This is a genomic window from Pseudarthrobacter sp. S9, from assembly GCF_050156545.1.
Lineage (GTDB): Bacteria > Actinomycetota > Actinomycetes > Actinomycetales > Micrococcaceae > Arthrobacter.
The window spans coordinates 3,017,083-3,029,172 of record NZ_CP189576.1; the positions used below are offsets into that span (position 1 = coordinate 3,017,083).

Here is a 12,090-nt window from a genome sequence, read left to right on the forward strand (position 1 = left end):
AAGTCTATGAACAACCAGAGACCCGCTGCCCCCGTCATGGGGGGCGGCGGGTTTTTGCGTATCCGACTTGATTTGGGGTACGACGGCGGCCCGTTCAGCGGGTGGGCCGTCCAGCCGGGCCTGCGCACGGTCCAGGGCACCCTGGAGCAGGCACTTGAACTGCTCATCCGGCGCCCGGTCCGGGTCGCCGTGGCCGGCCGCACCGACGCGGGCGTGCACGCCCGCGGCCAAGTGGTCCACCTGGAGCTCACCGAAGCCGAGTGGCTGGGCCTCAACCGCGGTGCCGAGCTGGATCCCGCCGTCGCGCTGCTCCGCCGTCTCCGTGGCGCCCTGAGCCGGGGACTGGGCGACTTCACCGGGGCCATCGAAGTCCACAAGGTGTCGATTGCGCCGGAGGGCTTCGACGCCCGGTTCTCCGCCCTCTGGCGCCGCTACTCCTACCGGATTGCGGACGGCCCCGCGCTGTGGGACCCGCTGGGACGCTATTCGACTCTCTGGCACAGGGAACCGCTCGACGTCGGGCTGCTGAACGAGGGCGCCTCGCAGCTGCTCGGGCTGCAGGACTTCCGCTCCTACTGCAAGCCCCGCGAAGGGGCTACCACCATCCGGGAACTGCAGCTGTTCGAGTTTGCGCGGGGTTCCGACGGGGTCATTGTCGCGACCGTGCAGGCCGACGCGTTCTGCCACAACATGGTGCGTTCCCTCGTCGGATCGGCGCTGTTCGTGGGGGAGGGCGTGGAAGCCCCGGGCTGGCTTCTGGAGCGGCTGCTCGCCCGGCAGCGGGATGCCAAGTCGGTGCTGGCCGCCCCGCATCCGCTGGTGCTCGAGGAAGTGGCCTACCCCTCCGACGGCGGTCTGCTTGCCAGGGCCGAGCTGACGCGGGCCCTGCGCGCGTAGGGCCTCCAGAAGGCCTGCGGCCAAAAAGACCGACAGTCAAGGCTATCCAGCCGTGATCTTGAGCGGGATGGAACGCCAGCCACGCAGGGTGTTGTGCAGGTACGGCATCGGCTCACCCGTCAGTTCGATGCTCCTGATCCGCCGGGCCATGGCTGTCAAGAGGACGTCCATCTCGAGCCTGGAAATAGGCTGGCCCACGCACTGGTGGATGCCCATGCCGAAGGCCAGGTGGCCGCCTGCGTTCCGGTCGATCAGGAATTCATTGGCGGTCGAACCCCAGTGCCCGGTGTCCCGGTTGGCCGATCCCATGAAAAGCAGCACCTTGGACCCGGCGGGCAGCGGGATGTCCCGGAATACCGTGTCCGTGGCACCTTCAGTACTCCCTTCACCGAGTTGGTTGGTGTGCCGCCCAGCACCTATCGGGGCCAGACAGCTCGCGCGACTGCGGAGCTGCCGTCGTGCGGCGTGGAGGGCCGGCGAAAGCGAGCAGTTTTGGAGAAGCGCCGGTCACGAGCGGCAACTAGTCTGACAGCCATGGACATCACCCGCATCAACGAGTTGCGCTGAGCCGCGCGGCGATCGCAGATATCAACCCGGCTCAACCCCTGGCTTGATCTATGCCGGCCACGATCGTACCGCTGTCACATCTGCGGCGTGGTGGCCGCCAACAGTACGACAAAACCACCTCATTTAAGGACCTGCCATGACCTCCATCGAATCCGTCACCCTCGAAGTGCCCGACCCCACGGTCGCCAACGCCTTCTACACCACCGCCTTCGGTTTGGGCACTCAAGTGGGCGTACGCGCCTCGGAGGCACCGACGACCGGCTTTCGCGGGTTCGCGCTGTCGCTCGTGGTGTCCCAGCCATCCACCGTCGACAGTCTCGTCGGCACCGCCCTCGACGCCGGCGCCACGGTGCTGAAGCCAGTCGAGAAGAGTTTCTGGGGCTACGGCGGCGTCGTACGGGCCCCGGACGGGGCGATCTGGAAGGTCGCGGCGTCGTCGAAGAAGGACACCGGCCCGGCCACCCGGCAGGTCGATGAGATCGTGCTGCTGTTGGGAGTCGCGGACGTTGCCGCGACCAAGCGGTTCTACGTCGACCGCGGCCTGGCTGCGGCGAAGAGCTTCGGCCGCAAGTACGTCGAGTTTGCCGCCCCGTCAGGGCACGTCAAGCTGGCGCTCTACGAGCGCAGTTTCGCCGCCAAGGATGCTGGCGTCTCACCGGACGGAACCGGATCGCACCGGATCGTCCTTGGCAGCGATGCCGGGAACTTCACCGACCCGGACGGGTTCACGTGGGAGGCCGCGTCAGCCTGAGGGCGCGCGGCGGGGCGACCTCGACGGCGTCATCGCGCAGATGCAGGCCAGCGGTGTCGAGGTCATCCAGGAGCCGACCAGGCAGCCGTACGGCGTTCGCGACTGCGCCTTCCGCGATCCCGCGGGCAACCTGATCCGCATCAACGTGCTGCCGCTGGTTCCGCAACTCTCCGCGCCGCATCCGGGCTTGGCGCGAGGTGAACGAGATGCACGACCGCGACCTGATGCGCGACGGCCGCTGGTTGGTCATGGGCAGCATCTCCACGGGCAAATTGGCTGATTTTGTGGCCGTGGACAGAAATCCGCTGAACTTGGGCCGTGACGCTTTAGACAACATCAATGTTGTGGCGACAGCGGTTGACGGGAAATTCGGCTACGGACAGATCTACGTATGCCATCCCAGCATTGCTACTCTCTGCCGCTGGTATTCTCAAGCCATGACCCCGGAGGAACTGGCCAATCTCGCGCACTTGCGTCGGGCGCGGGATCTGATTGACAGGGCCTTCGCGCTCCCGCTCGACGTGCCCACCATCGCGCAGCAGGCCTTCATGTTCGCGGCGCATTTCTCCCGGAAATTCCGCGCGGCCTACGGGGAGACGCCCTACAGCTACCTGATGACCCGCCGCATTGAACGGGCGACGGCGCTGCTGCGGGCCGGCGCGTCCGTCACCGACGCGTGCATGGCTGTGGGCGCGACCTCGCTGGGGTCCTTCAGCTCGCGGTTCACCGAGCTCATGGGCGAAACGCCCAGCGCGTACCGCGCCCGGGAACACGACGCCGTCGAGGCCATGCCGCCGTGCTTTGCCAGGGCCACCACGCGGCCCGTCCGCTACGGTGCCCGGACCGTCGGCACCACAGCCGCGGCCCCGGGCAAGGTGAGCAGGAATGAAGAAGCAGTTCAGAGTGCTGCCGTATAACGTTTCTGTCATGACTATTTTACTTCAGTACACCAACATCACCGTCAACGACCCCGACGAATCCATCGCGTTTTACCGCGACGCGCTGGGCCTGGCCGTCCGCAATGACGTGGCTTCCGGCGGCTTCCGCTGGGTCACGCTTGGCACCGACGCCCAGCCCGGGTTGGGCATCGTCTTGTCCGAACCCCATCCCGGCCGCTCCCAGGCCGACGGCGACGCGCTCCAGGAACTGCTCACCAAGGGCGTGCTGCCGATGCTCGTGTTCCGCACCGATGACCTGGACGCCGCGTTTGAGCAGGCCCGGGCCACCGGCGCCGAGGTGCTGCAGGAGCCCATCGCCCAGCCATGGGGCCCGCGGGACTGCGCGTTCCGCGACCCGTCCGGCAACACTGTCCGCATTTCCCAGGACTAGGGCAATTCCGGGGATTCCAGGCCTAGAACGCCGGCGGCGGGCCTTCGGCCGGAAGCTCCATGGTGAAGGTGCTGCCGCGTCCCGGCAGGGTGCTGCAGGAGATCGATCCGCCGTGGCGTTCCACGATCGCCTTGGTGATGGACAGCCCGAGCCCGGCCCCGGGAATGGAGCCTTCACGGACCGCCGGGCTCCGGAAGAACCGCGTGAAGACCCGCTGCGCATCGGCCGCGGTCATGCCCATGCCGGTGTCCTCGACGTGAAGCCGCACCCAGCCGTCCCCGGTGCTGGCGGAGATCCGGACGGAACCGCCGTCCGGCGAGTACTTGATGGCGTTCGAGACGAGGTTGTCCAGGGCCTGGCCGATCCGGAGCGGATCCACATGCGCCCAGAGCGGAGTGGGCACATCCATCGAGAGTGAGACGCTCGATGACTGGGCATGCGCTTGCGCCGAACCGAGGCTGGCTTCGACAAGGCCGGCGAGGTCGGTGCGGCGGGGGTGCACGCGGACGGCCGAGGTTGCGGACATCAGCAGGTCCGAGACCAGGGCCAGCAGCCGCTCCGCGTTGCGTTGCGCGACCTCGATGCGGCGGACAGTCGGGCTGGCAAGGTCCTCCGTGTCGCCGAGGACCAGATCCAGGTTGCCGATGATTGAGGTCAGCGGGGTGCGGAACTCATGCGAGACGGTGGAGACGACGTCGTCCTTGGCCGCGAGGGCGTCGACCAGGCCTGTGACCTCGTTGAACACGACCACCGCTCCGCGGAAGTCGCCGTCGTCATTCTTCAGGGGGCGGGCGCCGGTGGAAACAACCCTGCTGGCCGGCGCCTCCCCGAAGCAGACCAGGTAGTCGGCAAAGGATTCACCGCCCAGCGCGCGCCGGATGGGACGGCGTTCCAGGGGCAGGGGTGTCGTCCTGTCCTGCCCGGTCAGCATCAGTTCGCCCTCCTCCGCCGCCTCGGGACAGGCGGGAGGTGCCGCGGAGGCTTCCAGCAGCGCCTGCCAGCTGTTGGTGAGGAGGCGGCGGCCGTCGGCGTCGACCGCCACGATGCCGACGTCGACGGTGTCCAGAATGGTGTTGAGGAGCCGTTCGCGTTCCCGGCTCTCCGCGAGCAGGACCTTCAGCTCGGCTTCCTTGGCTTCGATCCGCCGCTGTTGGTGACGCAGGCGCGCCCTCGCGAGGCGCATGGCCAGGGAGACGGCGAGCATCATGAGAGGCACGAGCAGGGCCTCGGCGGTACGGGCCAGGGGCGGCTCGGCGCGGTCCGCGAAAAGCCACGGCAGGCCCGCCAGTAGCGGTCCGAAAAAGTTGAGCGACAGGCTTGCCGGGGCCGACAGGCGGGAGGCCGAAATCCAGACCACCGGAAGGACCGAGAGCACGCCGAGGTCCGGCAGGCCCTCCACGCTGCCGTCCCGGGTGAGTCCGATCGCGGCGAGGTCGAGCAGCGGGATGATGAGCGGCGCGGACGGCCCGAAGCGCTGCCAGGGCACCAGGACGCAGGCCGCCAGGAGCGCCGCACACAGGGCCAGGGCGGAGAGGCACAGGCCGCTGTCCAGGAGTCCGGGCCAGCCTGCGGGGGCGGCAATTGCGACGGCGGCCATCATCAGCGTCAGCGGCAACTGGCACACGAGGACGCGCGCACGCGGCCCCAAAGCCTTGAAATAACGGTCCACACCCCGGACCAGCCGCTGTTCACCCAATGAAGCCGTGTCCCTTCCTCGTTGCTCCAGTTTTACACCCGGTGTCACACAAACTTGACACATAACTTAGTTTTGTGGCGTCTGTTACTGCGCAGCCACTGTTTTTGCCGTCTTCCATGGGTATTCTGACAGTGCCGGTTGGGGGGCCGACGAGATCCGCGCTGCCGCCGCGTCCGCGACGACAGCGGTGCTTGCCAGACGTGAGGGGGGCCATGACTGACTTGGGAGTCGCCGTCGTAGTAGAAGACGATGAAGACGTTCGCAACCTTGTCGAAGCCGTATTGAGCCAGGCGGGTTTCGAAGTCCATTCCGCGGCCGGCGGGCGGGAGGGGGTCGACGTCGTCCGGCGCGAGGAGGCCAGCGTTGTGACCCTGGACGTGGGCCTTCCCGATATCGACGGTTTCGAAGTGCTCCGCCAGATCCGGCAGTTCAGTGACGCCTACGTTGTCATGCTGACGGCACGGACTGACGAACTGGACACCCTCACGGCATTTCATACCGGGGCTGACGACTTCCTGGCAAAACCGTTCAGGCCGCGCGAACTGCGTGCCCGCGTGGGGGCCATGATGAGGCGGCCCCGGCAGGATGTCCACGCTGCGCTGACGTCCACGCCGGGTCCTGAAGCCACCAGCGGGCCTGCAGTGTCCGAAGACCCGGTGCTCCGTCACAGCGGGCTGGAGCTGAATCCCGACACCCGCTCCGTGACCGTCGGCGGCATGCCCATCGGACTGACCCGCAGCGAGTTCGATCTCCTGCACGCCCTGCTGAAGGGTGCCGGCGCCGTCCGGTCCAAGACCGACCTGGTCCGCGTGGTGAGGGGCGAGCACTACCGGGCGGACGCCTACATCAGCGAGTCCGACGAGCGCGCCGTCGAGGTGCACATCGGAAACCTGAGGCGGAAGCTGCGCGAGGATCCGCTGCAGCCGCGCTGGCTCCAGACCGTCCGCGGCGTCGGCTACCGGCTGCCTGCAGAGCGGTAGGCGCCGGTAGCCGGGTTCGGCGCCTAGCTTTCCCAGACGACGTAGCTGAACTGCAGCTCATCCACGGTTTCGCCGCCGCGCTCGGCCACGTCGCAAAGGAGCGACCGGGCGCCGTCCATGTCGCCAGCCCGGATGGCGTCCTCAACCTCACCCGCGAGCTGGGCCAGGCGGACGCCGCCGACCATCGCCGACGACGTCTTGAGGCTCAGCACGGCGTCCAGCGACCCTGCCTGGTCGCGGCGCTCCAGGGCCGAAGCCAGCGAGCGGTAGCGCCGGTCCCACAGTTTGGCGTAATCCCTGGCGAATCCCTCGGCGACGGCGGGGCTGTCCAGCTGGGCGCCGAGATCCTGGAGCGCCGCGGGGTCCACGAGCGGCGCTGCGGCCGGAGCCGGGACAGCGGCCGGCGCTGCGGCCGGCCCGGCCACCCCCGACACGCAGGGGGAGGCATCGGGGGCGAGTTCTGTGCCCGCAGTTCCGTCGTCGGGGCAAGCAGCTGGAAGTGACATGTGACCACGCTACTTCCTGCTTCGACTGATGCCCTGCACTCCGGGCTTTCCTGCGGAAACCTTGCGGCTATCCATGTCTGGCCGCGCTAATGGCCGCTGAAAGTGTCAATGGCATTGATGACGGCGGGGCCCAGGATGGCGATGAAGAGCACCGGGAAGATGAAGAACAGCAAGGGAAACAGGATGGTGACGGGCAGCTTCATGGCCTTCTCCTCGGCCCGCTGCCGCCGCTTGACCCGCATGACCTTGGCCTGGATCCGCAGTACCCGGCCGATGGCGATGCCGTAGGTGTCTGCCTGGACCACAGCCTGCACGAAGCTGCGCAGTTCCGGAATGCTGGTCCGCTCCGCCAACGCCTGATAGGACTCCCGGCGGCTGCGCCCCACCTGCATATCCTGCAGGGTCCGAACGAGCTCCTCCGCGAGGGGGCCCTTGCCGTTCTCGCCGGCCCGGGCCATGGCTCCTTCGAAGCCCAGGCCGGCCTCCACAGAAATGAGCATCTGGTCCAGGGTATTGGCCAGTTCCAGCTGCATGATCTTCTGGCGTTCCTGGCCCTTGCTATAGAGCAACAGATCGGGGATGAAGTAGCCCAGGAGAACCACAAAAATCCCCACGAGTTTGAGGATCGGCGTCTGCCCATTGGCACTGATGAACAGGCCGAGAAGGGCACCAAGCAGGCCAAGCAGCGGCTTGGCCGCGAGCACCCGGCCCAGCGGCAGCGAGGCGGGGCGCCCGGCGAGGGACAGGAGCCGGTCCAACCTGCGGACATACGCGGCCGGCGTCAACCGATAGCCGGCCCGCTCCAGCAGGCTACTCTGCTTCCGCTGATTGAGTTCGGCGGGGTCCGTGCCAAGTGCGAGCATGTCCCGGATGGCACGCTGTGATTTCCGGTCAACGGAAAGCAGCGACCACACGAGATACCCGAGGGGCAGGGCTACCAGCAGCATGGCCAGGAGTACCAAGGGCGCCATTGATGCCTCAGAACTTCAGATCGATGATCTTGCGCATCCAGAGACCACCGATGGTCATCAGGATGACGGAAGCGGCGATCATGCCCCACCCCAGCGGATGGGTGAACATGACATTCATGTAGCCCGGGTTCACGAGCATCAGCATCACCACGATCCCGATCGGCATGGCCATCAGGATGTAGGCGGAGAACTTGCCCTCGGCGGCGAGGGACTTGATGTGCCCCTTGATTTCGCTGCGCTCGCGGATCGTCTCGTTGACCTGATCAAGCACCTCGGCCAGGTTGCCGCCCACTTCGCGATTGATCTGGATGGCCTGGGCAATCCAGACAAAGTCCTCGTTCCGCATCCGATCCGCCGTGTCAGTGAGGGACGCCAGGAGATCCCGGCCCAGGCTTGTTTCCGTGACCACCCGGCGCATCTCTTCCGACGTCGGGCTCAGCGATTCGGTGGCCGCGGCGTCAATGGCGCGCAGGATGCTGTGCCCGGCCCGCATACCGCCGGCGAGCAGCTGGAGCGTGTCGCCGAGCTGCTCATCGAACTTGCTTCGGCGCTTGCCCGCCAGGAAACCGATCACCAGGTGCCCCACCAGCGGCGCCAACAGGACGAGGACGATCGCCAGCAGCGGCCCGGCGACGACGAAGCCCGCGAGGGCACCCACGAGGCCCCCGGCCAGCAGCAGGACATAGAAGTCTGCCTGGCTCAGGCGCAGACCGGCCTGTTCCAGGGTGTCCCGGTTGAAGAGCCGGATTTTCCGTTGCGAGAAGAACCCGTCGACCAGGTGGACGGCCGAGCCGGCGAACCGCGTGAGCTGGGAGTCGGGTTGCCTCTGGACAGGCCTGCGCCGGTCCAGCGGGACACTCGCCCCGCCCGGGGCAAGCAGCACGATCCCGAGCACCAGCACGGCGCTGAAGAGCAGGCCGACTCCAATCGGCAGCAGCGTCATAGCCGGCTCACGCCCTTCCGGCCGGCGCCAGCGGGGCGGCGAACACTCCGGGGGAGACATGGATGCCCAGGTCCTCGAAGCGGTCGATGAAGCGCGGGCGGATTCCGGTGGGCACAGGTTTTCCGAGGAACCGGCCGTGCGCGTCGACTCCGGCGGTGTAGTCGAAGACGAACGCGTCCTGGAGTGTGACGATGTCCCCTTCCATGCCCTGGACTTCCGTGACGTGGGTGATCCGCCGTGTTCCATCACGCAGGCGGGAGATCTGGATGATCAGGTTGACGGCCGAGGCGATCTGCTCCCGGATCGCCCGGAGCGGCAGGTCCATTCCGGCCATCAGCACGAGGGTCTCCAGCCGGGCGACGGCGTCGCGCGGCGAGTTTGAGTGGACGGTCGAGAGCGAACCGTCATGGCCGGTGTTCATGGCCTGCAGCATGTCCAATGATTCGCCGCCACGGACCTCGCCCACCACGATCCGGTCCGGGCGCATGCGGAGCGAATTCCGCAGCAACTCGCGGATGGTGACCTCGCCCTTCCCCTCGGTGTTCGGCGGGCGGCTTTCGAGCCTGACCACGTGCTGCTGCTGGATCTGGAGTTCGACGGCGTCCTCGATTGTCACGATCCTTTCGGTGTCCGGCAGGAAGGATGACAGGACATTCAGCAGGGTGGTCTTGCCGGTCCCGGTGCCGCCCGAGACGATGATGTTGAGCTTCGCCCGGACGCAGGCATTGAGGAGTTCCGCCATCTCAGGCGTCAGGGTGCCGAATTCGATGAGGTTCCGGACGGTCAGCGGCACCTTGCTGAACTTGCGGATGGTCAGCGAGGAGCCGCCCACGGCGAGCGGCGGAATGACGGCGTTGACGCGGGAACCGTCCTCCAGCCTTGCATCCACAAGGGGGGAGGATTCATCGATGCGCCGGCCCACCTTCGAGACGATGCGCTCGATCACTTTGCGCAGATGGTCTTCGGAACTGAAGCGCGACTCGGTCAGTGTCAGTTTGCCCTGCCGCTCGACGTAGATCTGGTCCATCCGGTTGACCATGATCTCCGTGACGGCGGGGTCGTCGAGGAGCCGCTGCAGCGGGCCGTACCCCAGCACGTCGTCGGCGACATCGCGGACCAGCCGGGAGCGTTCCTCGGCTGACAGGGGGACCTGTTCGGCGTCGATGATCCGCGTCAGCTCCTCCCTGGCCGAGGTGCGGAGTTCATCTTCCTTCGTGGCGGAATCGTTGAAGCGGGCTCCCATGCGTTCGAACAGGGCGGTGGCTGCCCGTTGTTTGAGGGCGGCAAAGGCGTCGACGGGCTGCTGGCCCTTGGGCCGGGGCGTATCCGGGTGCTCCGGGAAGCTTGAGGGCGTCGCGGCCGGTGAGGGTTGCCCGATGACGGCGGCCGTCGGTGCCGCCGGCACCTCGCCTCTGTGGGGCTGCGCCACGGCCGGGCTGGCGGCGACGAGGCTTCCTTCTGCGCTGCGGAGACGTTCGGACAGCTTCATTTAGACCACCACCCGCCGGTGCAGTTTCTTTTGGGCGGTGGCCCGCCAGGCGGGATCGAAGCGTTCAACGAGCTGGCGCAGGCCCTTGACGGCCGGATCCTTGCGTCCGTCCTGGAGCACCGGTATGCCCCGGTTGGTGGAGAACGCGACTGCTTTGGACCGGGGGATGCTGATGTCCACCGGCGCGCCGATGGTCGCTTCGACGTCCTGGACGCTCAAGCCGGATTTGGAGTCTGCCATGTTCAGGACCACATGGCGGGTTTCCGGCAACAGGTCCAGCCGCCGGAGGATTTCGAGCCCGGAGCGCAGCCCGCGGATGCTGGGAACGTCCATGGCGGTCACCCAGACGACGTCGGTGCACTGTTCGAGGGCGGCAAGTCCGATCTCCGGGAGCCCGGGAGCGGTGTCGACGATGACGTATTGGAATTGTTGCGCGAGCTGCTCGAGCAAGCGGGTGACCTGCTGGGGCGTGATGTCATCCGCCTCCTCCGGGGTCCGCGGGGCGCAGAGGGCGTAGATGCTGCCGGGGTGGACCGTGAGGAAGGCCTTGAGCACCAGGGAGTCGTGGCTCGCCGCGGAGGACACGGCGTCGGTCACGGTGTGCTCCGGGTTGAGGTAGAGCCCGGACGCCACATCCCCGAACTGCAGGTCCAGGTCCACGATGACCACGCTCATCGGCGCCACCTTCCCGAGGCCGATGGCGATGTTCGTGGCAATGGTGGTCTTGCCCACGCCGCCCTTGGGGGAGAAGACTCCGATGACGAGGCCCTTCGGGCTGTCCGGCTGCTTGGCCGCCGTCCGGTTGCGGCTGGCGAATGATTGGCAGGCGCGTTCCAGCAGCACCCGGATCTGCGCCGGGTCTGCGCCGGGGCTGAGGATGTCCCGGATGCCGGCCCGCATGGCCAGCAGGACGAACGACGGGTCCGCATCACCGACCAGGATGACGCTCAGCTCGGGGAGCTGGACGTCAAAGACGGTGGCCAGGCGCAGGGCGTCTTCCACCGGCATGTCCGGCCCCAGGATCAAGACTTCCGGCCGTTCCTGGTTCAGGTTCGCGAACAGTTCCGCGGGGTCGGACGGATTGACGAAGGCGAAGGTCTGCAGTCCGCCCGGAAGCCCTCCCGCCAGGGCCTGGCGTACCCGCGAATCGAAGTCGGTATTGGGTGTGATCAGCACAAAGCGGCTCATTTGTAGACCTCGGGTTTCGTCATGATTCCGGGGCGGCCGCTGTCCGTGGCGTTCAGCGGCTCCTTGCTCAGCCAGAGACTGGCGAATTCAGCGGCGTAGACGATCTTCGTGGCGTTCACGTCGTCCACGGCCACGGTCAGTAGCAGCGACCCCGTGGGTAGCGACGTGTCTTGGGGTGCGGCCCCAGAGCCATTGGCGGGCGGGGATGCCTGCGGTGGCGGGGTGGCCACCGGGGCCCGCTGTACCGCGGTCACCAGGACTTTGTGGATCGTCAGCTGAGTCGTTTCCTTGTCAGCCTTGGCCTCGAGGCCGCCACTCTTCAGGGAAATGAAGATGCCGATGTGGTCGCCTGCAACGATCCGGCCGCCTACAACCCTCTCCGGCGGCAGCTGGAAGGAGACTTCCTGAAGCCCGTCCGGTATCTGCACGGATCCGCTGGACTGGAGGGCCTCCGGGGCGATCAGGCGTTCCGCCACGAGCTGCTCACCCGGGAGCAGTTCGACGGCGGTGACCTTTCCTGCCAGTCCGTCCAGGTTGTGGAGCGCTGACTTGGCGACGGCCGTGCCCGGGAGTTTCTCCGTGGCGAGGAACGGCTTCAGGGCTTCGACGGTGGTTCCGGCGGGTACAGCCGTGGCCACCACCAGCACGTCCACCGGCTCGAGACCTTGCACCGCACGGGTGTCCGCCCCCTGCGCGTAAGTGACCACCAGCATTGCTCCGACGATGGCCAGCACTAGGGCGGCGACGCCTGCCAATAAGCGTGACTTCAAAAA

13 protein-coding genes and 1 pseudogene are annotated in these 12,090 nt (G+C 67.1%); 6 read left to right on the top strand and 8 right to left on the bottom strand.

All coding sequences use genetic code 11. The annotated features are described in order from the left end of the window. Positions 1–6 precede the first annotated feature (6 nt). The gene (locus ACQCSY_RS14460; RefSeq protein WP_427129789.1) at positions 7–897 is read left to right on the top strand and encodes a tRNA pseudouridine synthase A; all 891 of its coding nucleotides are present in this window, start codon (positions 7–9) and stop codon (positions 895–897) included. Between the two features lie 42 nt (positions 898–939). Here the strand turns inward: ACQCSY_RS14460 and ACQCSY_RS14465 are convergent, their stop codons facing one another. Then, the gene (locus ACQCSY_RS14465) at positions 940–1,326 is read right to left on the bottom strand and encodes a cytochrome P450 (protein WP_427135844.1); all 387 of its coding nucleotides are present in this window, start codon (positions 1,324–1,326) and stop codon (positions 940–942) included. 274 nt (positions 1,327–1,600) lie between these two features. Between ACQCSY_RS14465 and ACQCSY_RS14470 the strand changes: the two genes are divergently transcribed. From ACQCSY_RS14470 to ACQCSY_RS14485, 4 genes and pseudogenes are all read left to right on the top strand, one after another. Next, complete coding sequence (locus ACQCSY_RS14470) at positions 1,601–2,215, top strand: glyoxalase (protein ID WP_427129791.1); 615 nt, start codon at positions 1,601–1,603, stop codon at positions 2,213–2,215. Continuing rightward, positions 2,130–2,366, top strand: a pseudogene (locus tag ACQCSY_RS14475) (VOC family protein); the annotation flags it as partial. The gene ACQCSY_RS14470 and the pseudogene ACQCSY_RS14475, both read left to right, overlap by 86 nt. 286 nt (positions 2,367–2,652) lie before the next feature. After that, the gene (locus tag ACQCSY_RS14480) at positions 2,653–3,132 is read left to right on the top strand and encodes a helix-turn-helix transcriptional regulator (RefSeq protein ID WP_427135846.1); all 480 of its coding nucleotides are present in this window, start codon (positions 2,653–2,655) and stop codon (positions 3,130–3,132) included. Between the two features lie 10 nt (positions 3,133–3,142). Further along, a complete protein-coding gene (locus ACQCSY_RS14485) occupies positions 3,143–3,544 on the top strand; it encodes a VOC family protein (protein ID WP_427129793.1) in 402 nt (133 codons plus the stop codon). A gap of 22 nt (positions 3,545–3,566) precedes the next feature. Here ACQCSY_RS14485 and ACQCSY_RS14490 read toward each other — a convergent pair whose 3' ends face one another. Beyond that, positions 3,567–5,240, bottom strand: a complete 1,674-nt coding sequence (locus ACQCSY_RS14490) for a sensor histidine kinase (protein ID WP_427129794.1) — start codon at positions 5,238–5,240, stop codon at positions 3,567–3,569. Between the two features lie 212 nt (positions 5,241–5,452). Here ACQCSY_RS14490 and ACQCSY_RS14495 point away from each other — a divergent pair, with 212 nt between their 5' ends. Beyond that, positions 5,453–6,220, top strand: a complete 768-nt coding sequence (locus tag ACQCSY_RS14495; protein ID WP_427129796.1) for a response regulator transcription factor — start codon at positions 5,453–5,455, stop codon at positions 6,218–6,220. A 23-nt stretch (positions 6,221–6,243) separates the two neighbouring features. Here the strand turns inward: ACQCSY_RS14495 and ACQCSY_RS14500 are convergent, their stop codons facing one another. The 6 genes from ACQCSY_RS14500 to cpaB form a co-directional block, all read right to left on the bottom strand. Next, positions 6,244–6,726, bottom strand: coding sequence for an Hpt domain-containing protein (locus ACQCSY_RS14500; protein WP_427129797.1), 483 nt, complete (start codon positions 6,724–6,726; stop codon positions 6,244–6,246). Between the two features lie 86 nt (positions 6,727–6,812). Then, entirely contained in the window at positions 6,813–7,697 is an 885-nt protein-coding gene (locus tag ACQCSY_RS14505; RefSeq protein ID WP_427129799.1) for a type II secretion system F family protein, read from the bottom strand. A 7-nt stretch (positions 7,698–7,704) separates the two neighbouring features. Beyond that, positions 7,705–8,640, bottom strand: a complete 936-nt coding sequence (locus ACQCSY_RS14510) for a type II secretion system F family protein (RefSeq protein ID WP_427129801.1) — start codon at positions 8,638–8,640, stop codon at positions 7,705–7,707. 7 nt (positions 8,641–8,647) lie between these two features. Next, positions 8,648–10,129: a CpaF family protein gene (locus tag ACQCSY_RS14515; protein ID WP_427129803.1), complete on the bottom strand. Its 1,482-nt coding sequence runs from the start codon at positions 10,127–10,129 to the stop codon at positions 8,648–8,650. Then, positions 10,130–11,317, bottom strand: coding sequence for an AAA family ATPase (locus tag ACQCSY_RS14520; RefSeq protein ID WP_427129805.1), 1,188 nt, complete (start codon positions 11,315–11,317; stop codon positions 10,130–10,132). Continuing rightward, entirely contained in the window at positions 11,314–12,087 is a 774-nt protein-coding gene (gene cpaB, locus ACQCSY_RS14525; protein WP_427129807.1) for a Flp pilus assembly protein CpaB, read from the bottom strand. The genes ACQCSY_RS14520 and cpaB overlap by 4 nt, the downstream gene beginning before the upstream one ends. Positions 12,088–12,090 lie beyond the last annotated feature (3 nt).